Below are 24,026 nucleotides of genomic sequence, written 5' to 3'. Positions count from 1 at the left end.
GAGAATGGGTAAGATTGCATTCGTTTTTCCAGGACAAGGTTCTCAGACCGTGGGAATGGGGAAGGAATTAGCAGATGCTTCAGAAACGGTTCAAGATATTTTTACTAGAGCTGACAAAGCGCTAGGTGAGGAATTGTCCTCGCTTATTTTTAATGGTCCACAGGAAAATTTAACACTGACAACTAATGCCCAACCATCACTATTAACGACGAGTATTGCAATTCTTGAAAAATTCAAGCAAGAAGATCTTACACCTGATTATGTAGCGGGACATAGTCTTGGTGAGTATACGGCGTTAGTAGCTGCTGGCGCACTGAGCTTTGAAGATGCTGTTCGTACAGTACGCAAACGTGGCGAATTTATGGAAGAAGCTGTACCTGCAGGTCAAGGCACAATGGCAGCGATTTTAGGGATGAGCAGTGAAGACTTACACGCTGTAACCGAAGAAATAGCTGCTTTAGGTCTTCCAGTACAGCTAGCGAATATTAATTGTCCTGGCCAAATTGTTATTTCAGGATCTGCCGAAGGGGTACAGAAAGCTTGTGAATTAGCAAAGGAAAAGGGAGCAAAACGAGCGATTCCGCTTGAGGTAAGTGGGCCGTTTCATTCTTCATTAATGGAGCCAGCCGCTGAAAAATTACGTTCCGTATTGGACCAAATTGAGATTATTGATGCATCTGTTCCAGTCGTGGCTAATGTTAATGCGGAAGAAATGACTTCAGCTGATCAAATAAAAGAAAATCTGGTAAAGCAATTATATTCACCTGTTTTATGGGAAAGTTCTGTTCAATATATGCTTGACCAAGGCGTAGATACTTTTATCGAAATTGGCCCTGGTAAAGTTCTTTCAGGTTTGGTTAAAAAAGTAAATCGCAGAGTAGCAACATATGCAATAAGTGATACAGAAACTCTCGAAGCAACGATTCGTGCATTGAAGGAGGGAAATTAAGATGTTAAATGGCAAAGTAGCATTGGTTACCGGTGCTTCACGTGGAATTGGCCGAACAATTGCAATTGAGTTAGCAAAAGCAGGTGCAAAAGTTGCGGTAAACTATTCTGGTAGTGAACAAAAAGCAAACGAAGTTGTTGATGAGATTAAAGCATTAGGTCAAGAAGCATTTGCAATCCAAGCGAATGTGTCAGATGCAGATTCGGTGACAAATATGGTTAAAGAAGTTATTTCTACTTTCGGCAGTCTTGATATTCTTGTTAATAACGCAGGAATTACTAGGGATAATTTGTTGATGAGAATGAAAGAGGAAGAATGGGACGATGTTATTAATATTAACCTAAAAGGTGTATTTCTTAGCACGAAAGCAGTTACAAGACAGATGATGAAGCAACGTTCTGGAAAAATTATAAATATAGCTTCAATCGTGGGTGTTAGTGGTAATCCAGGACAAGCTAACTATGTTGCTGCAAAGGCTGGGGTAATCGGATTAACGAAAACTGCAGCGAAGGAATTAGCGAGCAGAAATATTACAGTGAACGCTGTAGCGCCGGGATTTATTACGACTGATATGACAGATAAGCTTCCTGAAGACGTTAAGAATGAAATGTTAAAACTAATTCCTCTTAATAGATTTGGTGAAACAACCGATATCTCTGGAGTTGTTCTCTTCCTTGCATCAGATCATAGCAACTATATGACAGGTCAAACCTTGCATATTGACGGTGGAATGGTAATGTAAATAGAAAAGTACAAGGCCCACTACTTGAGGGGATAAGGTTTAGACAAGCGCTGAACCAAAGTGTCTTTTACCTTCAGTAACGATTGGTTAGACCAGTGAGCTGATGGTGCCTGGAACTGGGCAATACGAAAAACTATTGTAAAGGCTCTTGCGCTTTTCTAGTAAAACAAAATATAATACCTTGAGGGGAGGTGAATGGAAATGGCAGATGTGTTTGAGAGAATTACAAAAATCGTTGTTGATCGCTTAGGTGTTGAGGAATCAGCAGTAACTTTAGAGGCTTCTTTTAAAGATGATCTTGGAGCGGATTCACTAGACGTGGTTGAACTTGTTATGGAACTTGAAGATGAGTTTGATATGGAAATTTCAGATGATGAGGCTGAAAAAATTGCTACAGTTGGTGACGCTGTAAATTACATAAAAAGCCAGCTATAATATTTCTTAGAATGTGAGTCCCGTTAATAAAACGGGGCTTTCTCCTTGGAGGTTCATAAGGTGAAGCGGATAAATAAAGACAAAGGCAATAAATTCGCTCTAAAATTTAAAGCTTTTCAGGAGCGACTTGGAATTCAGTTTCATGATGAAGGATTACTTATTCAAGCATTTACACATTCATCTTATGTGAATGAGCATCGAAAAAAGCCTCATGAAGACAATGAACGGCTTGAATTTTTAGGAGATGCTGTTTTAGAACTAACCATTTCCAAGTTCCTTTTTAAAAAGTTTCCAATCATGAGTGAAGGTGAGTTAACTAAGATGCGTGCGGCAATTGTTTGTGAGCCATCATTAGTAACCTTTGCAAATGAATTAAAATTTGGGGAACTCGTTTTACTAGGAAAAGGGGAAGAAATGACTGGTGGTAGAGAGCGACCTGCTTTACTTGCTGATGTATTTGAGGCATTTATTGGAGCGCTTTATCTTGATCATGGATTAGAGGTTGTCAATGAGTTTTTAGATAAAACAGTCATACCTAAAATTAATGCGGGTGCTTTTTCTCATGTGATGGATTTTAAGAGTCAGCTACAAGAGCTTGTCCAGCGGGATGGAACTGGAGTTATCGAATATAAGGTTCTCCAAGAAAAAGGGCCAGCCCATAGTCGTGAATTTGTTTCACGTGTTTCTTTAAATGGCGAGGAACTTGGAATAGGCACAGGAAGATCGAAAAAGGAAGCTGAACAGCATGCGGCAGAAATTGCCTTAATAAAGCTGAAAAACAAACAAAAATAAGTAGCGCACCCCACGATATCGTGGGGTTATATTTTTGCCCATACATATATGGTGATAAAAAGTAATCCAATAAAATACTTGTTTATGATAAAATATGTAGGACTTTAAATTGTAAAATTGTAATTGAGGGGGAAGTTTATGTTCCTCAAACGTTTAGATATAGTAGGATTTAAATCGTTTGCTGAAAGAATTGCAGTAGATTTTGTACCTGGGGTTACGGCTGTCGTTGGGCCAAATGGTAGTGGTAAAAGTAACATCACTGATGGTATACGATGGGTTCTAGGAGAACAGTCAGCAAAATCATTGCGTGGGTCGAAAATGGAAGATATCATTTTCGCAGGAAGTGATAGTCGCAAAGCACTAAATGTGGCTGAAGTAACATTAACGTTGGATAACGAAGATCAATTTTTACCAATCGATTATCATGAAGTGAGTATAACTCGCCGTGTATACCGGTCTGGTGAAAGTGAGTTTTTAATAAATAAACAGGCATGTCGTTTAAAAGATATTGTTGATTTATTGATGGATTCTGGACTTGGCCGTGAAGCTTTTTCAATCATTAGTCAAGGGAAAGTAGAAGAAATTTTAAGCAGTAAAGCTGAGGAACGAAGAAGCATTTTTGAAGAAGCGGCTGGGGTGTTAAAATACAAAACCCGTAAAAAGAAGGCTGAATATAAGCTTGCTGAAACACAGGAAAATTTAAATCGTGTTAATGACATCATTCATGAGCTTGAATCTCAAATAGAGCCACTTCAAATCCAGTCATCGATTGCGAAGGATTATCTTGAAAAAAAGAAAGAGCTAGAAACAATTGAAGTAGGCCTAACGGTTTATGAAATTGAAGAACTTCATGAAAAATGGGTGAAGCTATCAAAGCTTGTCGAAGAGCATAAAGAGCAAGAACTCACTTTAAACACAAAACTTCAAGGCAAGGAAGCTAAAATTGAAGAACTACGAAATGGAATTGAAGCGGCCGATTCATCGATTCACGAACTTCAACAACTCCTATTAAGGACGAGTGAAGAGCTTGAAAAATTAGAAGGACGCAAAGAAGTATTAAAAGAACGCAAAAAAAATGCATCGCAAAACAAAGGCCAACTTGAAAATTCAATCCTTGAACTTTCACAAAAGTTGGAGACCCTAAATGAAAATAAACAAACAGAGCAACATGAGCTTTCGAAACTAATTGAAGAAGTTAAAGTACTAGAACAGCAGTTAAAAGAAAAACAAACGTTACTTGCTTCGTATGACCAAAATATTGAAGAGAAAATTGAGAATTTGAAAAGTGATTATTTTGAGTTGCTAAATAAACAGGCTTCTTTTCGAAATGAAATTGGCTATATTAATGATCAGCTTTCACAGCAGGAAGCGAAAGTAGCTCGTTTAGATGAGTCAAATCAAAAATATCTAGTAGAGCGCAAAGAAATTCTCGATGAGAAAGTACGGCTACAAACAAAGCTCTCTGTAATTGAACAGGAGATTAATCACCAAATTGTTTCTTTTAGAGACTTACAAGCAAAGCTTGAGAATGGAAAGAAAAACTATCAGAAGCAAGAAAGCATGCTTTATCAGGCATATCAATATCTGCAACAAACGAAGTCGAGAAAAGAAATGCTTGAAGAAATGCAGGATGATTATTCTGGCTTCTTCCAAGGAGTTAAGGAAGTTTTAAAGGCTAGAAATGATCAACTCGAAGGAATTGAAGGTGCAATTGCAGAATTAATTCAAGTTCCTAAAGAGTATGAGACCGCTGTTGAAATCGCATTGGGTGCGGCAACACAGCATATTGTTGTGAATAATGAAAAAAATGCAAGATCTGCAATCCAGTATTTGAAGAAAAATTCGTATGGTCGAGCAACGTTTTTACCGATGAATGTCATAAAAGAACGTTCGATACCTGCAACCCAACTTGTCGCAATTAAAGGACATCAAGCATTTATTGGAGTAGCTTCTGAACTAATTTCCTACGAAGGAAGATTTCAATCTGTCATTTCAAACCTATTAGGAACAATTATTATTACAAATAATTTAAAAGGCGCGAATGAGTTAGCATCGCTTGTTGGACATAGGTATCGAATTGTCACGCTTGATGGTGATGTAGTAAATCCTGGTGGTTCGATGACTGGGGGAGCTGTCAAACAAAAGTCGAATTCGTTATTAAGTAGAGGCCGTGAGCTTGAGGCAATTGCTAAAAAATTATCGGAAATGGAAATTAAAACAACAGAACTCGAAAAAACGGTTAAAGATAAGAAAAAGCTAATTTCCGAGCAAGAAGAAATGCTTGAAAAGCTTCGTCAAACAGGAGAAACATTACGCTTAAAAGAGCAAACCATTAAAGGTGAATATCGAGAAGTTACTTTGAAAGAGCAGAATGTGAATGAACATTTGGCATTGTATGATGATGAGAAGCAACAATATCAACTTGATAAAGAAAAGATGACTACTCGTCTAGAAGAGCTTAAGGATAAATTAGTTGCTCTTGATGAAGAGCTGTGCTCTTTAGACGAAACGATTGACCAATTGAATTCACAAAAGTCTGACCAACAAACTTCACGTGAAACAGTACAAACGGAAATAACTGAACAAAAGGTTATTTTAGCTAGAAAAAAACAAGCACTCGAACATCAACAAGAAAAGGTGAAACGATTAGAGGTAGAGTTTAATGACGGGCACACTAGGCTTACTGACTTGAAAGACGATTTAGCCCTTCTTGATAATGAAATGACCTCAAGTAATTCAGGTGAATTAGAGCTTGAAGAAGCAGCAAAGCAAAAATTAAATGATAAGAACGAAGCGATCCAAATGATTAGCAATAAGAGAGATCATCGCCTATCACTACAAATGACACTTGAAGATCTAGAGCGTGAGTTAAAGGAATCAAGACGTCAGTATAAGCAGCTCGTAGACATTCTACAAGATGAAGAGGTTAAGGTGAATCGCTTAGATGTAGAACTTGAGAATGGTTTAACACATCTTCGTGAGGAATATTTATTAACTTATGAGGCTGCTAAAGAACAATTTCCTCTTCAAATCGAAGTTTCTGAAGCAAGAAAGAAGGTAAAACTTATAAAGCTTGCTATTGAAGAGCTTGGTACTGTCAACCTTGGGGCAATCGATGAATATGAGAGGGTATCTGAACGTTTTACATTCTTAACAGAACAACAAAATGACCTTCAGGAAGCAAAGGATACGTTGTTCCAAGTGATTGATGAAATGGATGACGAAATGAAAAAGAGATTTGAAACTACTTTTACAAGTATTCGTTCCCATTTCGAAAAGGTTTTCCAGGCACTATTTGGTGGTGGACGAGCAGACCTTCGTCTAACTGATCCAAATGATTTATTGAATACAGGTGTAGAAATTGTTGCTCAGCCTCCAGGGAAAAAACTGCAGAACTTAGGGCTTTTATCTGGTGGGGAAAGAGCATTAACTGCAATTGCATTGCTATTTTCAATTCTTAAAGTACGACCTGTTCCATTCTGTGTACTAGATGAGGTAGAGGCTGCACTTGATGAAGCAAATGTATTCCGGTTTGCGCAATATTTAAAGAAATTTAGCAATGAAACACAATTTATTGTTATTACTCATCGTAAAGGTACAATGGAAGAAGCGGATGTGCTATATGGTGTAACCATGCAGGAATCCGGGGTTTCCAAACTTGTTTCAGTTCGACTTGAAGAATCGAAGGAATTTGTATCGCAAACGTAGAACGAAAGGGGATTTACATGAGTTTCTTTAAAAAATTAAAAGAAAAGATTTCAACTCAGGCTGACTCAGTAACCGAAAAATTTAAGGATGGTTTATCTAAAACTCGTAATACATTTTCAGAGCGAGTTAATGATTTAGTTGCTCGCTATCGAAAGGTTGATGAGGACTTTTTTGAAGAACTTGAAGAAATATTAATCGCTGCAGATGTTGGCGTATCTACCGTAATGGAACTTATTGATGAATTGAAGATGGAAGTCAAACGAAGAAACATACAAGACACAAAAGACGTCCAAAGTGTGATCTCGGAGAAACTTGTTGAGATATACCAAGGAAACGAGGAACAATCACCTAAGCTAAATATTCAGGAGGAAGGCCTTACTGTCATTTTAGTTGTGGGCGTTAATGGTGTGGGTAAAACCACATCTATTGGTAAAATTGCCAACCGCCTAAAAAATGAGGGCAAAAATGTCCTTTTAGCAGCGGGAGATACATTCCGTGCGGGTGCAATTCAGCAGCTTGAAGTTTGGGGAGACCGTGTTGGCGTAGATGTGATCAAACAATCAGAAGGTTCAGATCCAGCAGCAGTTATGTATGATGCTGTTCAAGCAGCAAAATCTCGAAATGTTGATGTGTTAATATGTGATACAGCGGGACGACTTCAAAATAAGGTCAACCTTATGAAAGAGCTTGAAAAAGTTAAACGCGTCATTGAACGTGAATTACCTGGTGCTCCGCATGAAGTCTTACTCGTTCTTGATGCGACAACAGGACAAAATGCATTAACTCAAGCTAAAACTTTCTCAGCAGCTACAGATGTAACGGGAATTGTTTTAACAAAATTAGATGGAACGGCTAAAGGTGGAATCGTCCTGGCAATCAGAAATGAACTAAACATTCCTGTAAAACTGATTGGACTTGGGGAAAAGGTAGACGACCTGCAGGAATTTGATGCTAAAAACTACGTGTACGGTCTATTTGCAGACTTAGTCGAGAAAGCAGAAGAATAAAGGAACAAAAAAAGAGCCTGATCACACAGGCTTTTTTTTGATAGGTGTTATGACACTTTGTATATGATAGTAAAGTAAATTAACTTGACAACCTATTGTGAAATAGGTAAACTATTGAATTGTAAAGGTATTTCACTTAACAAGGGGGAGATTCTATGCTTGAAAAAACAACGAGAATGAATTATCTCTATGATTTCTATCAATCGTTGTTAACGCCTAAGCAAAGAAACTATATGTCTTTATATTACCTAGATGACTTTTCCCTTGGTGAAATAGCAGAGGAATATGAAATTAGTCGTCAAGCTGTCTATGATAATATTAAGCGTACAGAGACAATGCTTGAAGAGTACGAGGAAAAACTGTTACTATTTCAGAAATTTCAAGAGCGAAGAAAACTGATTACCGAGCTAAAACGACTTTCACATCAATATGATGATAGCGAAGAACTTCAAAATGTGATACAGTTGCTTGAGAAATTAGAATAAGGGGCGGTGAAAAAATGGCATTTGAAGGATTAGCCGACCGACTGCAAGGTACACTGCAGAAAATTCGCGGTAAGGGAAAAGTATCAGAATCCGATGTAAAGGAAATGATGCGAGAAGTACGTCTAGCATTACTTGAGGCAGACGTTAACTTCAAAGTTGTAAAAGATTTTGTCAAGCGTGTCAGCGAACGAGCTGTCGGACAAGAGGTAATGAAAAGCTTAACTCCAGGACAACAAGTTATAAAAGTTGTTCAGCAGGAGCTTACAGACCTTATGGGTGGAGAGCAAAGCAAGATTGCGGTTGCCAAAAGACCGCCAACCGTTATTATGATGGTTGGTTTACAAGGGGCTGGTAAAACCACAACTACTGGAAAGCTTGCCAACCTATTACGTAAAAAGCACAATCGTAAACCACTTCTCGTTGCTGCTGATATCTATCGTCCAGCTGCAATAGATCAACTACAAACATTAGGTAAACAACTTAATATGCCGGTTTTTTCTCTTGGCGATCAGGTAAGTCCTGTTGAAATAGCAAAACAAGCAATCGAAAAAGCAAAAGAAGAACATCATGATTATGTGTTAATCGATACGGCGGGACGTTTGCACATTGATGAAGAACTGATGGACGAGCTTAAACAAGTCAAAGAAGTTACTCAGCCTGATGAGATTTTTCTTGTTGTTGACGCTATGACAGGTCAAGATGCAGTCAATGTCGCGCAAAGCTTTAATGATTTATTAGGTTTAACGGGTGTTGTTTTAACGAAGCTTGATGGGGATACCCGTGGTGGTGCAGCATTATCAGTTAAAGCTGTTACAAATACACCAATTAAATTTGTAGGTCTTGGTGAAAAATTAGATGCTCTAGAACCATTCCATCCAGAACGTATGGCCTCACGTATTTTAGGGATGGGGGATGTGCTTTCACTCATCGAAAAAGCGCAAGCTTCCGTTGATGAAGATAAAGCAAAAGAGCTAGAAAAGAAATTTAAGTCAATGTCCTTTACATTTGATGATTTCCTCGAACAGTTAGCACAGGTGCGTAAAATGGGTCCTCTTGATGAGGTTCTTGGTATGCTCCCAGGCGCTAACAAAATGAAGGGGCTGAAGAATGTTCAGGTTGATGATAAACAAATCGGTCATGTCGAGGCAATCATCCGTTCTATGACAAAGGCTGAGAGAGAACAACCTGAGATTATCAATTCAAGTCGTAAAAAGCGAATTGCAAAAGGTAGCGGTCGAACTGTTCAAGAGGTAAACCGTCTCTTAAAGCAATTTGAAGACATGAAGAAAATGATGAAGCAAATGACAAACATGACAAAAGGTAAGAAAAAAGGATTTAAATTTCCTTTTATGTAATCCCTAGTTCTAGTTGTCCAGCTTCAGGCGCTATCGGCTCGAGGTCATAAGCCAATCGCTTCTGAAGGCAAAAAACGCCTTCTGTCAGCGCTTTTCTTATGCTTGTCGCCGATGAACGAGCGCCTTACGCTTTTCTATTTAAATGTAGTAATAATAACCATTTCATTGATGTAAAGAAAAAACACTTTACAAACAGATGTGGAACAGTTAATATTATATCTTGTTGAAATATTTTCGGAGGTGCTATATAAAATGGCAGTAAAAATTCGTTTAAAACGCATGGGAGCAAAAAAATCTCCTTTCTATCGTATCGTTGTAGCTGATTCTCGTTCACCACGTGATGGACGTCAAATTGAAACTGTAGGAACTTACAATCCAGTTGTTCAACCTGCAGAAGTTAAAATTGATGAAGAATTAGCATTAAAATGGTTACAAAATGGTGCTAAACCATCTGACACAGTTCGTAACTTGTTCTCAAAACAAGGAATTATGGAGAAATTCCATAACGCAAAAAACGGTAAGTAATGGGTAACATACAGATGAAAGAGTTAATTAAAACAATCGTACAGCCACTGGTTGATCATCCTGAAGAAGTCAATGTCACTGAAGACTCAGACGACCGCAATGTCACTTATTTGCTAAGCGTGAATAAAGAAGATATGGGTAAAGTTATCGGGAAACAAGGCCGTGTTATTAAGGCGATTAGAACTGTTGTCTATGCAGCAGGAACAGGACATAATAAACGAATTCATCTAGAAATTAACGAATAAAAAGAAAAGTGTAGGCGGCTTGATCAGAAACGAGAAATTTGGAGACTCCGACGTAGAAGTGGTTTTTGCTTCTGCTGAAGGAGTTGAAGATTCTCGAGTTTCTAACCGCTGGAACTAGACCAAACAAGGAAAAGGGAGAGGGCAACCTCCCCCTTTTTTCTATAAGTGGATGTTTAAAAAGTCCGGTGAAAATGACGCATCTAATTTCTGCGAATATTACTCCTAGAAGATCATAAATAACTAGGACATGCGCTTGCGTCTACTAGTATATTCTAGAAGTCAATTCCTCAGCGCAAGGCTGCAAGGATGTAACTCAAGCAGTTGCCTCGCTCCGGTACTCGGGAGCTCGCGCCGCCTTGAACTTTCAACGTACAGGACGTACTAGTGTCGACAAGACATGAGGCCGTGGCGTTTTTGTCGACCCGGTCCTTTTCATCCTCCTTTTTGAACATTTATATAAATTCATGAGGGTTGTGTGCACGTGAAAATCATCCAAACAGTTGAAGTAAAACAAATTTTAACGGATAAAAGCAAAGCAAAGCTCATCGATTCATTACAAGTCGATAAAGTTCAACTACTTAAAGAATGCGAGCAGCTCAAGTTTGAACTAAGAAAAATGGAAAAGCTTAAGAAATTTGATTCTGCAAAAATTAACCTTTATTTCACCAATGAAATTAACCTTAGGCAAGAAAAAATCAAACAATTTGAGTTTCAAATCGAACAAATACATATGCTACCCATAGGCAGTGAAATAAAGGAAAAAGAAGTACAATCGATTATTGATATAAATGTAGGGGATAACTGGGATGAAGTAACAACTGCACGAACAATTATTATTAAAGAAGGTATAGTTGAAGAAATTCGTTAGAGGTGAAATAAATGGACAAGTGGTATAACGTAGGAAAAATTGTAAATACACATGGAATTAAAGGCGAGGTTCGCATTATCTCTAGAACAGATTTCCCTGAAGAGCGTTATAAGGTTGGAAATACATTACATATCTTTATAGCAGATAAAGAACCTTTAGAAGTTAAAGTCCAATCACACCGTACTCATAAAAACTTTGATTTAGTTACTTTTGAAGGTTACGACAACGTTAATGATGTGGAACAATTTAAAGACTCCCTAGTTAAAGTACATGAAAGTCAACTTGGTGCATTAGAGGAAGGAGAATATTACTTCCACGAAATAATTGGTTGTACTGTTGTTACGGAGGAAGGCGAAGAATTAGGACCTATTAAAGAAATATTAACACCAGGTGCGAATGATGTGTGGGTTGTAAAAGGTGCAAAGGGTAAGGAAATTTTGATTCCGTTTATTGATGATATCGTGAAAGAAATTGATATTGATGAAAAAAGAATCACTATTCACCTCATGGAAGGATTAATCTAACATGAAAATCGATATCTTAACCCTTTTCCCAAATATGTTTAATGGCGTACTGGGTGAATCCATTTTAAAAAAGGCACAAGAAAAAGAGAAGGTTTCGTTCAGGGTTGTAAACTTCCGTGAATATGCCGATAACAAACATCAAAAAGTTGACGACTATCCTTATGGTGGTGGAGCTGGAATGGTATTAATGCCGCAGCCCATCTTTGATGCCGTTGAAGATCTTACTAAACAAACAGAATCAAAACCTAAAGTTATACTTTTATGCCCACAGGGAGAGAGATTTACCCAACAGAAAGCTGAACAATTGGCAAAGGAAGATCATTTGATCTTTATTTGTGGCCACTATGAGGGCTATGATGAGCGGATTAGAGAAAATTTAAGTACGGAAGAAATTTCAATTGGTGATTTTGTTTTAACTGGCGGTGAACTTGCAGCAATGGTTATCTCAGATAGTGTTGTTCGACTTTTACCAGGAGTATTAGGTAATGAGGATTCACCAGTGCTTGATTCTCATAGTACGGGATTACTAGAACACCCTCATTATACAAGACCTGCAGATTTTAGAGGGATGACCGTACCTGATGTCCTTTTATCTGGAAATCATATGCATATTGAAGAATGGCGGGAAAAAGAATCACTTAGACGAACATATAAAAGAAGGCCAGATTTACTTGAAAGCTATCAACTTTCACCTAAACAAGAAAAATGGTTAAAAGAAATTAAAATAGATGAAGAGTAACTATTGCAACGGTATCAGGAATATGGTAATATACTCTTTGTGACTTGGGCAATTTGTCCTTGTCTTATTAAGATGTTCCGCTGCAATGAATGTATATTGGTAAGAGCATCTGTTGGAAGGAGTTGAAAAGACGATGCAAAACATTATTGAAGAAATCACAAAAGAACAATTAAGAACTGACCTTCCTGTTTTCCGTCCTGGAGATACAGTACGTGTACACGTTAAAGTTATCGAGGGTAACCGTGAGCGTATTCAGGTATATGAAGGTGTTGTGATTAAGCGTCGTGGTGGTGGAATTAGCGAAACTTTCACTGTTCGTAAGGTATCTTACGGAGTTGGTGTTGAACGTACATTCCCAGTGCATACACCAAAAATTGCGAAGCTTGAAGTAGTACGCCGTGGTAAAGTACGCCGTGCGAAATTATACTACTTACGCGAACTTCGTGGTAAAAAAGCACGTATTAAAGAAATTCGATAATAAACGAGAAAGGAGCTTGTATAAAATTAACAAGCTCCTTTTACATTTGTACAAATTCTATTTATAATAGTAGGATAATACATACTCTATTCTTATATAAAGAGCTATTTGGTAGATGAGAAAAGAACAGGTGGAGGAGCAATGATGGCCAAACAAAAAAATGAACTTTGGGAATGGATTAAAGCGCTAGCCATTGCTGTCATATTAGCAGCAGTAATCCGTTATTTTTTCTTTGCACCGATTGTAGTAGATGGGCTTTCAATGATGCCAACCTTACATCACCAAGACCGTATGATTGTTAATAAGATCGGTTATAAGGTGGGTGAACCAGACCGATTTGACATCGTAGTCTTCCATGCAACAGTCGAAAAAGATTACATCAAGCGGATAATAGGATTACCTGGTGATCGAATTGAATATAAAAACGATATCCTCTACATTAATGATGAACCGTACGAAGAACCCTATCTTGATGAATATAAGAAAAACCTAATTGATGGACCACTTACAGATCCATTTATTTTAGAAGAAGTGCCAGAAGGTCACCTGTTTGTCATGGGGGACAATCGCCGCTACAGTAAGGACTCGCGCCATATCGGCCCAGTCCCAATCAGCGAAGTCCTAGGTGAAACAAGCCTAATCTACTGGCCAATATCTGATTTTGGTATTGTAAAATAAACGAAAAAGACAACTTAACAAAATAAACCATATAAGTTGGTGAAGATATTGACAATTCAATGGTTTCCAGGCCATATGGCAAAAGCGAGAAGACAGGTCACCGAAAAACTCTCTCTCATTGATATTGTATTCGAACTTGTTGATGCTAGGATTCCTGCATCATCCCGAAACCCAATGATAGATGAAATCATAAAAAATAAACCAAGGCTTCTCCTTTTGAATAAAGCAGACATGGCCGATCCAAAACTAACAAAAGAATGGATTTCATATTATAAAGAAAACGGTGTACATGCCCTCGCTATTAATTCACAAGAAGGTAATGGCATGAAGCAAATCGTTAGTGAAGCAAAGGTAATTTTAAAAGAAAAATTTGACAAAATGGCTGCAAAAGGGATTCGACCACGAGCAATACGAGCATTAATTGTTGGGATTCCTAATGTCGGTAAATCGACATTAATTAATCGCTTAGCAAAGAAAAATATTGCACAAACGGGTGACCGTCCTGGGATTACGAAAGCTCAACAATGGATCAAGGTTGGTAAAGAGCTAGAGCTCCTTGACACACCTGGAATTCTTTGGCCAAAATTCGAGGATCAAGAAGTGGGTCTAAAATTAGCAACAACTGGAGCTATTAAAGACACAATTCTAAATCTGCAGGATATTGCTGTGTATGCCCTTAGATTTTTAGAAGAAAATTATCCTGAGAATTTACAAGACCGTTTTGGTCTTGAAGAAATTCCTGATGATATCGTATTGCTATTTGATGAAATTGCCAAACGTCGTGGTAGCATGATGTCTGGTGGATTTGTAGACTATGATAAAACAGCAGAATTAATTATTCGAGAAATTCGAACTGAAAAATTAGGCAGGTTAACATTTGAGAAACCTTAAGGTTCGCTTTATAGCGAGCCTTCATTTTTTTTCGAAAATGACGATATAACTTACATGAAGCATTAGAAATTGAAGGTGAAAACATGTCACAATTGACAATCAAAGATATCGAAAATCAACTATCCATGATACATAATGAACAGGATCAGTTTTTAAAGGACTGTGAAAATGATTCTCGCAAAGGGGTTCAAGTTCTTCTGCAACGATGGAGAAAGAAAAAAGCTGAAGAAAAGGCCTTAGAGCAACAATTTAAAGAAATGACCCAATATGAACAAGGCCTTTATAATATGGGGTATCGTTTTATAGCGGGAGTCGATGAAGTCGGTCGTGGTCCATTGGCAGGCCCAGTAGTTGCAGCTGCTGTCATTTTACCTCAAGATGCTTTTTTACCGGGCCTAAATGATTCAAAAAAACTATCTGAACAAAAACGAGAAGAATTATTCCAACAAATAACAGAATGCGCGATTTCTATCGGTATCGGGATTATACCTGCAGAAGTTATTGATGAAGTAAATATTTATCAAGCAACAAAGCAAGCAATGAAAAAAGCACTTATGGCTCTTTCTGAAAAACCTGATCATCTATTAGTTGACGCAATGGAAATACCAATCGCTATCCCTCAAACGTCGATCATTAAAGGAGATTCAAAAAGTGTTTCGATAGCAGCGAGCTCAATTATTGCAAAAGTGACTAGAGACCGTTTAATGGTCCGCCTAGGTCATGAGTATCCTCAATACGGGTTCGAAAAGCATATGGGATATGGTACAGCATATCATCTTGATGCGCTTAAAAAATACGGCGTTACAAGCGAACACCGACGTTCATATGCTCCAATTCGACAGATAATAGAGGTAAAATGATGATCCCAGTTCATTTAATACAAGCAATATTTAAGAGTGGAGCTGTACAAAAGCTTCACTCTCTTTCAAATGCAAGTCAGGGAGAAGAAAAAACACAAATTTCTTCCACCAACCTATCGAGGTTATTATCTGTAAAGACGAGTGAAATCTCTAAAAATGCATTCCAGCAAAATTCCTTATATCAAATGGACACAGTTGACCTAACGTCGAATGACCCTAGTCAATTTCTTCAATACCAATTTACCTTTCAAACTCAAGATAATAAGAACGTTTCTCTTTGGATGAATGGAAGGAAGAAAAATGGGGAAATTGATTCTGATTTTTGTCGTTTACTCTTTTCAATAGAACTAAAATATTTAAATGAAGTAGTCATTGATGTAAAGGTTCAAAATCGTATTATATCAATAGTGATTATTAATCAATCAGATAAAGTCGAGTCTTTGGTCAGTGAATTGAAATCTACCCTCCAAACGAATTTAGTTCCTTTAGGGTACCAGCTTTCATCAATAAAGATAAGTAACACATTAGAGAGGGACAACGTGATTGGTCAAATCGACTCAACTCAAGTTCATGAAAGAGTAGATCTAAAAATATGAAAAAAGGACAAAAGAACAAAGCGAAAATGGCTGTTGCTTTGTCATATAACGAAAAAATAGACTCTGAGCCTAAGGTAATTGCAAAAGGTAGCGGGCTTGTAGCCGAAAATATAATTGAACAGGCAAAAGAACATGAAGTTCCACAAGAGGATACAGCTTTAGTAGAGTTGTTAGGGGAACTTAGAATAAATGAGGGGATTCCTGATGATTTATATCAAGTCGTTGCAGAAATTTTTGCTTTTGTTTACGAAATAGATAAATATCTTGAAGAATCAAAAAAATAGTTTTGTGGTATAGTAAATTAGTCATTATTTGTAGAAAAAAGAACAAATTCATGCGAAATGGTAGACAAGTAGTTAATTCAGTTATAAAATGAAAGCGCAGTCTAATTTTGTCGAGTTAACATCATAAAGAATGAGGAAAAAATCCTATCTCAGTATGATGTAAATTTCTATGCAAATAAGATTTTTCGGAAAAATTATAATTGTCATAGAAAGATTAAAAAAGAAAATGTATAATAACATTTGGACTGACAAAAAAATTCTTTGCTTTTATACATAAGAATGGAGGATGGGAAATGAATATCCATGAGTATCAAGGAAAAGAGATCCTCAGAAAATATGGGGTAGCTGTTCCAAATGGTAAGGTTGCTTTCACGGTTGATGAGGCTGTTGAAGCTGCAAAAGAACTTGGTTCCCAAGTTTGTGTTGTTAAAGCACAAATTCACGCAGGGGGTCGTGGTAAAGCGGGTGGAGTTAAAGTAGCGAAAAACCTAGATGAGGTTCGTACATATGCTAATGAAATCCTAGGTAAAACGCTTGTAACACACCAAACAGGACCAGAAGGTAAAGAAGTAAAGCGTCTTCTAATTGAAGAAGGCTGCGATATTAAAAAAGAGTACTATGTTGGACTAGTACTTGATCGTGCTACTTCTCGTGTGGTTTTAATGGCATCTGAAGAAGGTGGAACAGAAATCGAAGAGGTTGCTGAAAAAACACCTGAAAAGATTTTCAAAGAAGTAATCGATCCAGTAGTTGGATTATTGCCATTCCAAGCTCGTCGTATTGCTTTCAACATTAACATTCCAAAAGAATTAGTGAATCAAGCTGTTAAATTCATGACTGCTTTATACACTGCATTCGTTGAAAAAGATTGCTCAATTGCTGAAATTAACCCATTAGTTGTAACAGGCGATGGTAAAGTTATGGCGCTTGATGCAAAATTAAACTTTGATTCTAACGCATTATACCGTCAAAAGGACGTGCTTGAATACCGTGATTTAGATGAAGAAGATGCAAAAGAAATTGAAGCATCTAAATATGATTTAAGCTATATTTCACTAGATGGAAACATCGGATGTATGGTTAACGGTGCAGGTCTTGCTATGTCTACGATGGACATTATTAAGCACTACGGTGGCGATCCTGCGAACTTCCTTGATGTTGGAGGCGGTGCAACTGCAGAGAAAGTTACTGAAGCATTCAAAATCATTCTATCTGATGAAAACGTTAAAGGTATTTTCGTAAATATCTTTGGTGGAATTATGAAGTGTGATGTAATCGCAGAAGGTGTTGTAACTGCAACGAAAGAAGTAGGCTTGGAAATTCCTCTAGTAGTACGTCTTGAAGGAACAAACGTAGATTTAGGTAAAAAGATCTTACAAGAATCTGGTCTGAACATTACAGCTGCTGAATCAATGGCAGATGGTGCACAAAAAATCGTATCACTAGTAGGATAGAAAGGCAGGGGACAAACATGGGTGTTTTTGTTAATAAAGATACAAAAGTAATTGTTCAAGGGATAACAGGTGCAACTGCATTATTCCATACAAAACAAATGCTTGAATATGGTACTAAAATTGTTGGTGGTACTTCACCTGGTAAGGGTGGAACTGAAGTAGAAGGAGTTCCTGTATTTAATACTGTAAAAGAAGCAGTAGAACAAACAGGTGCAACAGCTTCAGTAATTTATGTACCTGCTCCATTTGCAGCAGACGCAATTATCGAAGCAGTTGATGCTGAATTAGATTTAGCAATCTGTATTACTGAGCATATACCAGTATTAGACATGGTGAAAGTGAAACGCTATATGGAAGGTAAGAAGACTCGTTTAGTAGGTCCTAACTGTCCTGGTGTTATCACTGCTGATGAATGTAAAATCGGAATCATGCCTGGATATATCCATAAAAAGGGACATGTAGGTGTTGTATCACGTTCTGGTACATTAACTTATGAGGCTGTACACCAATTAACACAAGCTGGAATTGGTCAAACAACTGCAGTTGGTATTGGTGGAGACCCAGTAAACGGAACGAACTTCATCGATGTATTAAAAGCATTTAACGAAGATGAAGAAACATATGCGGTTATCATGATTGGTGAAATCGGTGGAACAGCTGAAGAAGAAGCTGCTGAATGGGTTAAAGCAAACATGACTAAACCAGTTGTTGGATTTATCGGTGGACAAACTGCGCCTCCAGGAAAGCGTATGGGCCATGCTGGTGCGATTATTTCTGGTGGTAAAGGTACTGCTGCTGAAAAGATCAAAACAATGAATGAATGTGGAATTAAGGTCGCTGAAACACCATCAGTTATGGGCGAGACATTAATTTCTGTTCTTAAGGAAAAAGGTTTATACGAAAAGTGTAAAACTCACTAATATATACACGAAAGAGGCAGTTCTTGTCTAGAGAACTGTCTTTTTCTGATGAAAAAAAGGAGAATTTATGGACAAATTTCGAGAAAACTTAATACATCTTCACCACTGTCGAGGAATAGGTTGGAAATCGATTTATAAAATACTACAGCATGATTCATCCCTCTCCCAAATTTATAAATACCCCCCTTCCCTTTATGAAAAAATCCTTTCATTGTCTAAAAATCAACTAACTATTTTTCTAAAAGATTTGCATTCTTTATCAATCCAAAGTATGCTAAAACAATATAGCGATAATAATGTGGGGATAATTACCATATTTGATCAAGAGTATCCTAGACTATTGAAACAAATTTATGATCCACCATGGGTCATTTATACGCTTGGAGACAAATCCTTGCTAAATAGTAAGAAATTATTAAGTGTTGTTGGTTCACGTACACCATCATCAACTAGTTTACAGAGTATGAAAAAAGTTTTAGAACCTTTGATTAAGCAAAATTGGGTATTGGTTAGTGGTTTAGCGCGTGGTATTGATACAATGGGACACCAATTAGCAATCCGAAATAATGGAAAAACAATTGCAGTCATCGCTGGCGGTCTTCATCATATTTATCCTCACGAGAATAAAGAGTTAGCAACTACCATCACTCAGAATCATATACTTATTTCTGAATATCCCCCATCCACAAAGCCTGAAAAATGGCAGTTTCCGATGCGAAATCGAATTATTAGCGGTTTAACTCAAGGAACTCTTGTCGTTGAAGCAAAAGAAAAAAGCGGTTCATTAATTACTGCTGATCAAGCTCTAAACCAAGGCAGAGAGGTCTTTGCGATACCAGGTTCGATATTAGAACCTTCATGTGTAGGAACGAATAAGTTAATCCAATCCGGAGCAAAATTAGTCCTTACAAGCGAGGATATTTTATCAGAATTTCATACTTTTGAATAAAGAATAACTAGTTAAAATGTATAAAAATAAATTTAACAGTTTGACAAACGGTACATGAATATTTAATAATATGGAGGATTTATTATTAAATTAGGCAATATTTATTATAAATGGAAAATTAATTTAACCTCTAAGGAGGAAGCGATACATGTCGGACTATTTAGTCATAGTTGAATCACCAGCAAAGGCAAAAACAATTGAGAGATATTTGGGTAAGAAATATAAAGTAAAGGCTTCAATGGGCCATGTACGAGATCTACCAAGAAGTCAAATGGGTGTAGATGCAAAAAATGATTTTGAAGTAAAATATATTACTATTCGTGGAAAAGGACCAGTGTTAAAGGAATTAAAAACTGCAGCAAAGAAAGCAAAGAAAGTCTTTCTAGCAGCCGACCCCGACCGCGAAGGAGAAGCAATCGCTTGGCATTTGGCACACTCGTTAGATCTTGATATTACTTCTGATTGTCGAGTTGTATTTAACGAAATTACAAAGGATGCCATTAAAGAATCCTTTAAACATCCACGTCCAATTAATCAGGCACTAGTAGATGCACAACAAGCAAGACGTGTTCTTGACAGATTAGTAGGCTATAATATTAGCCCGTTGCTTTGGAAGAAAGTAAAAAAAGGTTTAAGTGCGGGACGAGTTCAATCAGTTGCAGTTAGATTAATTATTGATAGAGAAAAAGAGATTCAAAATTTTGAACCGGAAGAATATTGGTCAATTAAAGCGAACTTTTTAAAAGAAAATGAAAAAGTACAATTTGAAGGGCAATTTTACGGTGTAAATGGAAATAAAATAGAGTTAACAAATAAAACCGAGGTAGAAGATATCCTTTCTCAAATTGAAGCTGAATTCTCTGGGAGCGGTGATGAGTTAACAGCGGTGATTTCTAAAAAAGCGAAATCATTTACCATTACATCTGTTACAAAAAAAGAACGTAAAAGAAATCCGGCACCACCATTTATTACATCTTCCCTACAACAGGAAGCTGCGCGTAAATTAAATTTCCGTGCGAAGAAAACAATGATGCTTGCTCAACAATTATATGAAGGAATTGACCTAGGTAAGGAAGGAACAGTTGGTTTAATCACATATATGCGTACAGATTCAACTCGAATTTCAGAGACAGCCGTTCAGGAAAGTTCCCAATATATTGAACAGACATTTGGAAAACAATTTTTAACAGATACAAAAAGGAAAGAGAAAAAAGGTGCGAATACACAGGATGCTCACGAAGGGATTCGCCCGACTTCAGTCTTCAGAGAACCAAATAGTGTGAAACAATATTTAAGCAGAGATCAACTTAGATTATATAAATTGATTTGGGAGCGATTTGTTGCTAGTCAAATGGCTTCTGCAATCTTGGATACAATGAGTGTTGACCTAAATTATGGAGACGTTGTGTTCAGAGCCACTGGATCAAAAGTTAAATTCCCTGGATTTATGAAGGTTTATGTTGAGGGTAATGATGACAATGTTGAAGAAAAAGAGAAGATGCTACCTGATTTAAAAGAGGGTGACCGAGTATTTGCTACAGATATTGATCCGAAGCAACACTTTACTCAGCCACCTCCAAGATATACGGAAGCTCGACTTGTTAAAACGATGGAGGAACTTGGAATAGGAAGACCTTCAACTTATGCACCAACTTTGGATACTATCCAGAAAAGAGGCTATGTTTCCTTAGATAATAAACGTTTTGTTCCTACCGAATTAGGGGAAATCGTAGATGAGTTAATGCTTGAATTCTTCCCGAGAATTTTAGATGTAGAATTTACTGCAAAAATGGAGCATGACCTTGATGAAATTGAAGAAGGTAAAACTGAGTGGATCAAAATTATTGATGAATTTTATCAGGACTTTGAAAAGAGATTAGAAATTGCAGAATCAGAAATGAAGGAAGTAGAAATTAAGGATGAACCTGCGGGTGTAGATTGTGAAAACTGTGGTCATCCTATGGTTTACAAAATGGGTCGCTACGGCAAATTCATGGCCTGTTCCAATTTTCCAGATTGTCGCAATACAAAACCGATTGTAAAAGAAATCGGGGTTCCTTGTCCGAAATGTGAAAAAGGAAATATTGTTGAGAGAAAAAGCAAGAAGAAAAGAATTTTTTATGGTTGCGATCAATACCCAGAATGTGATTTTCTATCTTGGGATAAACCACTAGCTCGGAAATGTCCAAAGTGTGAAAACCTATTAGTTGAGAAAAAACTCAAAAAAGGAATTCAGGTACAATGTGCACAGTGTGATTATAAAGAAGAAACTCAGAAGTAACATGTGGTGGTGAGCAGCGTACAGCTCACCACTTTCCATTTTCTATCGGAAAAAGCGGATTTCTTACGCAATTCAGAATTTTGTAAAAAAATCAGAGTTTTTATTTGCAAGGGCTACTAAATTGTGATAATATTTAGTAGCCCTTGTGAGGTGGATAAATTGGAAGATGTGAACAAATCGTTACAGTTATTCAAAGAATATTTACAAATTGAGAAAAATTATTCAGAATATACTATTGTGCATTATGAACAGTCAATTGAAGACTTTTTCTTATTTATGAACCGAGAAACAATCTTAAATCTTACTGACGTAACATATTCCGATGTGCGTTTGTATCTAACTGAGCTTTATAAGAAACAATATGCAAGACGTACTGTTGCAAAAAAAATATCAACATTGCGCAGTTTTTTTAATTTCCTTTTAAGGGAGAAGCTTATTTCTCAAAATCCCTTTATACTGGTGTCATTACCAAAAAGGGAACAAAGACTTCCCCATTTTTTATATGAAGAAGAATTGGAAAAGCTATTTAGAGTTTCAGATGTTTCAACTTGCTTAGGGCAACGGGATCAAGCTTTACTTGAGTTATTATATGCGACTGGAATCCGTGTAAGTGAATGTTGTAAGCTCACTCTCCAGGACTTGGACTTTTCAACAGGAACCGCGTTTGTTCACGGAAAGGGAAACAAACAGCGATATGTCCCTTTTGGAAGCTATGCTGAACAAGCACTAACAAACTATATATCCAAAGGTCGCAAGGATTTACTTGAAAAAGCTTCAGTACATACAAACCATTTATTTCTTAATTTCCGGGGTGGACCACTAACAACAAGAGGAGTCAGGGTAATCTTAAATAATATGATTAAGAAGACGTCTTCTACTATTCATATTAGTCCACACGTATTAAGACATACTTTTGCTACACATCTTTTAAACGAGGGCGCTGATATGAGGTCTGTACAAGAACTGCTGGGCCATGAAAGTTTGTCATCAACACAGGTGTATACACATGTTACAAAGGATCATTTGCGAAATATCTATAAGTCCTCACATCCACGTGCATAAGGAGGTTGTTTGAGAAATGTCTAATTTTCATGCAACAACAATATTCGCTGTAAAACATAAAGGAAAATCAGCAATGGCTGGTGATGGTCAAGTTACCTTTGGAAATGCCGTTGTTATGAAACATACAGCAAGAAAGGTACGAAAACTATTTCAAGGAAGGGTTATTGCTGGTTTTGCGGGGTCGGTCGCTGATGCGTTTACCCTATTTGAAATGTTTGAAGGACGCCTAGAAGAGTTTAATGGAAATTTGCAAAGGGCAGCAGTTGAACTTGCAAAAGAATGGAGAAGTGATAAAATTCTTCGTAAATTAGAGGCAATGCTTATTGTGATGGATGAGAAGGATTTGCTACTTATTTCTGGAACAGGCGAAGTAATTGAGCCAGATGATGGAATTTTGGCAATTGGCTCTGGTGGGAATTACGCGCTCTCTGCAGGACGTGCATTAAAAAAATATTCAGGTGATCATTTAACTGCAAGGGAAATTGCAAAAGCTTCATTAGAAATTGCAAGTGAAATTTGTGTGTATACAAATGAAAATATTATAGTTGAAGAACTATAAGGAGGGGATACCTTTGAAGACGAATCTAACCCCAAGACAGATTGTAGAAAAATTAGATCAATACATCATTGGCCAAAATGAAGCAAAAAGAGCTGTGTCAGTAGCATTAAGAAATCGATATCGTCGCAACTTGCTTAACGAAAAGCTAAGAGATGAAATTGTACCCAAGAATATATTGATGATCGGGCCAACCGGAGTAGGTAAAACTGAAATAGCTAGGCGATTAGCAAAACTAGTTGGTGCACCTTTTATTAAAGTAGAAGCAACGAAATTTACTGAAGTTGGATATGTCGGACGTGATGTTGAATCGATGGTTCGGGACTTAGTTGAAACGTCAGTTCGCCTTGTAAAAGAGGATAAAATGGTTCAAGTATCCGAACGTGCTGAGGAAAATGCAAATAAACGAATAGTTGAACTACTTGTCCCAAGTTCTAAAAAGCAAACATCTTATAAAAATCCACTTGAGATGCTTTTTGGAGGCAATAACACTGAACCCGAAGTAGAGAAAACGAATGAAGATGAAAGCTTGAGTGAAAGAAGAAAGCGAATGGCGCATAAGCTTGCATGGACTAACCTAAAATAGTGAGACAATATAAAACACCTCCAAAATGGCAATACTTGAGATAAGTATTGTGACATT

At 37.2% G+C, this 24,026-nt stretch carries 25 protein-coding genes and 1 pseudogene; all 26 read left to right on the top strand.

What is annotated here, in order from left to right:
- Window positions 1–4: 4 nt before the first annotated feature.
- Window positions 5–949 carry an ACP S-malonyltransferase gene (gene fabD, locus ACR65M_RS17600; protein WP_341331920.1) on the top strand — a complete coding sequence of 315 codons (945 nt, stop codon included), beginning with the start codon at window positions 5–7 and terminating at the stop codon, window positions 947–949.
- Between the two features lies 1 nt (window position 950).
- Window positions 951–1,691 carry a 3-oxoacyl-[acyl-carrier-protein] reductase gene (fabG, locus tag ACR65M_RS17595; protein ID WP_341331919.1) on the top strand — a complete coding sequence of 247 codons (741 nt, stop codon included), beginning with the start codon at window positions 951–953 and terminating at the stop codon, window positions 1,689–1,691.
- 201 nt (window positions 1,692–1,892) lie between these two features.
- A complete protein-coding gene (locus ACR65M_RS17590; RefSeq protein WP_099352471.1) occupies window positions 1,893–2,126 on the top strand; it encodes an acyl carrier protein in 234 nt (77 codons plus the stop codon).
- A gap of 60 nt (window positions 2,127–2,186) precedes the next feature.
- Window positions 2,187–2,918 carry a ribonuclease III gene (gene rnc, locus ACR65M_RS17585; protein ID WP_121446553.1) on the top strand — a complete coding sequence of 244 codons (732 nt, stop codon included), beginning with the start codon at window positions 2,187–2,189 and terminating at the stop codon, window positions 2,916–2,918.
- Between the two features lie 138 nt (window positions 2,919–3,056).
- Entirely contained in the window at window positions 3,057–6,626 is a 3,570-nt protein-coding gene (smc, locus tag ACR65M_RS17580; protein WP_440273922.1) for a chromosome segregation protein SMC, read from the top strand.
- A gap of 17 nt (window positions 6,627–6,643) precedes the next feature.
- Window positions 6,644–7,633 carry a signal recognition particle-docking protein FtsY gene (gene ftsY / locus ACR65M_RS17575; RefSeq protein WP_440273921.1) on the top strand — a complete coding sequence of 330 codons (990 nt, stop codon included), beginning with the start codon at window positions 6,644–6,646 and terminating at the stop codon, window positions 7,631–7,633.
- A gap of 155 nt (window positions 7,634–7,788) precedes the next feature.
- Entirely contained in the window at window positions 7,789–8,118 is a 330-nt protein-coding gene (locus tag ACR65M_RS17570; protein ID WP_440273920.1) for a putative DNA-binding protein, read from the top strand.
- A gap of 14 nt (window positions 8,119–8,132) precedes the next feature.
- Window positions 8,133–9,473, top strand: coding sequence for a signal recognition particle protein (gene ffh, locus ACR65M_RS17565; RefSeq protein ID WP_121446556.1), 1,341 nt, complete (start codon window positions 8,133–8,135; stop codon window positions 9,471–9,473).
- Window positions 9,474–9,725: 252 nt separating this feature from the next.
- Window positions 9,726–9,998, top strand: coding sequence for a 30S ribosomal protein S16 (gene rpsP, locus ACR65M_RS17560; protein ID WP_077617792.1), 273 nt, complete (start codon window positions 9,726–9,728; stop codon window positions 9,996–9,998).
- A 14-nt stretch (window positions 9,999–10,012) separates the two neighbouring features.
- Window positions 10,013–10,243, top strand: a complete 231-nt coding sequence (locus ACR65M_RS17555; RefSeq protein WP_440273924.1) for a KH domain-containing protein — start codon at window positions 10,013–10,015, stop codon at window positions 10,241–10,243.
- A gap of 481 nt (window positions 10,244–10,724) precedes the next feature.
- Window positions 10,725–11,111: a YlqD family protein gene (locus ACR65M_RS17550; RefSeq protein WP_341331916.1), complete on the top strand. Its 387-nt coding sequence runs from the start codon at window positions 10,725–10,727 to the stop codon at window positions 11,109–11,111.
- An 11-nt stretch (window positions 11,112–11,122) separates the two neighbouring features.
- Window positions 11,123–11,635: a ribosome maturation factor RimM gene (gene rimM, locus ACR65M_RS17545; RefSeq protein WP_121446558.1), complete on the top strand. Its 513-nt coding sequence runs from the start codon at window positions 11,123–11,125 to the stop codon at window positions 11,633–11,635.
- Window position 11,636: 1 nt separating this feature from the next.
- On the top strand, window positions 11,637–12,374 hold the full coding sequence (gene trmD, locus ACR65M_RS17540; protein ID WP_309099333.1) for a tRNA (guanosine(37)-N1)-methyltransferase TrmD: 738 nt from the start codon (window positions 11,637–11,639) through the stop codon (window positions 12,372–12,374).
- A 133-nt stretch (window positions 12,375–12,507) separates the two neighbouring features.
- Window positions 12,508–12,852: a 50S ribosomal protein L19 gene (rplS, locus tag ACR65M_RS17535; RefSeq protein ID WP_121446560.1), complete on the top strand. Its 345-nt coding sequence runs from the start codon at window positions 12,508–12,510 to the stop codon at window positions 12,850–12,852.
- Window positions 12,853–12,996: 144 nt separating this feature from the next.
- The gene (lepB, locus tag ACR65M_RS17530; protein WP_341331915.1) at window positions 12,997–13,530 is read left to right on the top strand and encodes a signal peptidase I; all 534 of its coding nucleotides are present in this window, start codon (window positions 12,997–12,999) and stop codon (window positions 13,528–13,530) included.
- A 48-nt stretch (window positions 13,531–13,578) separates the two neighbouring features.
- Window positions 13,579–14,421 (top strand): ribosome biogenesis GTPase YlqF, encoded by an 843-nt coding sequence (ylqF, locus tag ACR65M_RS17525; RefSeq protein ID WP_341331914.1) that lies wholly within the window; start codon window positions 13,579–13,581, stop codon window positions 14,419–14,421.
- An 83-nt stretch (window positions 14,422–14,504) separates the two neighbouring features.
- Window positions 14,505–15,281: a ribonuclease HII gene (rnhB, locus tag ACR65M_RS17520; protein WP_341331913.1), complete on the top strand. Its 777-nt coding sequence runs from the start codon at window positions 14,505–14,507 to the stop codon at window positions 15,279–15,281.
- Complete coding sequence (locus ACR65M_RS17515; RefSeq protein ID WP_341331912.1) at window positions 15,281–15,877, top strand: hypothetical protein; 597 nt, start codon at window positions 15,281–15,283, stop codon at window positions 15,875–15,877. The genes rnhB and ACR65M_RS17515 overlap by 1 nt, the downstream gene beginning before the upstream one ends.
- The gene (locus ACR65M_RS17510) at window positions 15,874–16,161 is read left to right on the top strand and encodes an EscU/YscU/HrcU family type III secretion system export apparatus switch protein (protein ID WP_440273919.1); all 288 of its coding nucleotides are present in this window, start codon (window positions 15,874–15,876) and stop codon (window positions 16,159–16,161) included. The genes ACR65M_RS17515 and ACR65M_RS17510 overlap by 4 nt, the downstream gene beginning before the upstream one ends.
- Window positions 16,162–16,454: 293 nt before the next feature.
- Entirely contained in the window at window positions 16,455–17,615 is a 1,161-nt protein-coding gene (sucC, locus tag ACR65M_RS17505; protein WP_341331910.1) for an ADP-forming succinate--CoA ligase subunit beta, read from the top strand.
- A 17-nt stretch (window positions 17,616–17,632) separates the two neighbouring features.
- A complete protein-coding gene (gene sucD, locus ACR65M_RS17500) occupies window positions 17,633–18,535 on the top strand; it encodes a succinate--CoA ligase subunit alpha (RefSeq protein ID WP_099352406.1) in 903 nt (300 codons plus the stop codon).
- A 67-nt stretch (window positions 18,536–18,602) separates the two neighbouring features.
- On the top strand, window positions 18,603–19,484 hold the full coding sequence (gene dprA, locus ACR65M_RS17495) for a DNA-processing protein DprA (RefSeq protein WP_341331909.1): 882 nt from the start codon (window positions 18,603–18,605) through the stop codon (window positions 19,482–19,484).
- Window positions 19,485–19,632: 148 nt separating this feature from the next.
- Window positions 19,633–21,765, top strand: coding sequence for a type I DNA topoisomerase (topA, locus tag ACR65M_RS17490; protein ID WP_341331908.1), 2,133 nt, complete (start codon window positions 19,633–19,635; stop codon window positions 21,763–21,765).
- A gap of 159 nt (window positions 21,766–21,924) precedes the next feature.
- Entirely contained in the window at window positions 21,925–22,827 is a 903-nt protein-coding gene (xerC, locus tag ACR65M_RS17485) for a tyrosine recombinase XerC (protein WP_341331907.1), read from the top strand.
- A gap of 16 nt (window positions 22,828–22,843) precedes the next feature.
- Complete coding sequence (hslV, locus tag ACR65M_RS17480; RefSeq protein WP_341331906.1) at window positions 22,844–23,386, top strand: ATP-dependent protease subunit HslV; 543 nt, start codon at window positions 22,844–22,846, stop codon at window positions 23,384–23,386.
- Window positions 23,387–23,399: 13 nt separating this feature from the next.
- Window positions 23,400–23,966 (top strand): annotated as a pseudogene (locus ACR65M_RS17475) (AAA family ATPase); the annotation flags it as partial.
- Window positions 23,967–24,026: the final 60 nt, after the last annotated feature.

It is taken from the genome of Ferdinandcohnia sp. SAFN-114 (assembly GCF_059415045.1).
Note: the sequence above shows the minus strand (reverse complement) of the source record. Positions and strands in the feature narration are given on the sequence as shown.